Source organism: Pseudomonas huaxiensis, from assembly GCF_003231275.1.
In the GTDB taxonomy this organism is placed as follows: Bacteria; Pseudomonadota; Gammaproteobacteria; order Pseudomonadales; family Pseudomonadaceae; genus Aquipseudomonas; species Aquipseudomonas huaxiensis.
Map to the genome: position 1 here is coordinate 1 of NZ_QKVL01000133.1, position 1,123 is coordinate 1,123.

General features: G+C 59.8%; 1 protein-coding gene. It reads right to left on the reverse strand.

The window, feature by feature from the left end; translation table 11 throughout:
* The coding region (locus DM374_RS32540; protein WP_177431648.1) for an immunoglobulin-like domain-containing protein at nt 1-1,123 on the reverse strand (1,123 nt) is incomplete at both ends.

The window sequence follows — 1,123 nt, forward strand, 5'->3', positions numbered from 1 at the left end:
GACCGCTGCGGTTGGGCTGACTTCGAGGTGCTCGAAGTCGCCACCAGTGGTACCGGTGATGGTCACGCTAACGCTACCGGCATCCACATAAACAGTGTCTTTCGGCGCGGCGAAGGTCACGGAACCTTCGGTGGCGTCCTTGGCAATGGTGATGGTTTCACCATTGCTCAAGGTGATCTTCATCTCAGTGCCGGCTGGGTTAGTCAGCTTGGCGGTGTAAACGATGTTGCCGCCTTCTTGTACCGAACCAGTGGCGCTGAGGGTCAGACCGGTGGTGTCCAGGCGCGCTGGATCGTCGGTGACGACAGTGGTCGGAGTGCCTGCGGTTTCCAGGTGTTCGTAGTTGCCGCCAGTCACGCCAGTGATGCTGTTGGTCAGCGGCGTGTTGGTGTTCAACACGTTGTTCGGAGCGATGAAATCGACCGAGCCGCTCGAAGCATTCACTGGAATGGTGATGCTTTGGCCGTTAGCCAGAGTAATGACCAGCGGGGCGCCGGTCACTGGCGCGGTAACCGAAGCGGTGTAGGTGACTACGCCGCCTTCAACAGCACTGGCAGTCGCGGTCAGGGTGACGGTCGAAGTATCGATGCTGTCGGTGACCGCAGTAACCGCTGCGGTTGGGCTGACTTCGAGGTGTTCGAAATCACCACCAGTGGTACCGGTGATGGTCACGCTGACGCTACCTGCGTCGACGTACACGGTGTCTTTCGGTGCAGCGAAGGTGACGGAGCCTTCGGTGGCATCCTTGGCGATGGTGATTGTTTCACCGTTGCTCAAGGTGATCTTCATTTCGGTGCCAGCCGGGTTGGTCAGCTTGGCGGTATAAACGATGTTGCCGCCTTCCTGGACGGAGCCGGTGGCGGACAGGGTCAGGCCGGTGGTGTCCAGACGAGCCGGATCGTCGGTGACGACGGTGGTCGGAGTACCTGCGGTTTCCAGGTGCTCGTAGTTGCCGCCAGTCACGCCGGTGATGCTGTTTGTGAGCGGGGTGTTGGTATTCAACACGTTGTTCGGAGCGATGAAATCGACCGAACCGCTGCTCGCATTGACCGGAATAGTGATCGACTGGCCGTTGGCCAGAGTGATGACCAGCGGGGCACCGGTTACCGGAGCAGTGACGCTC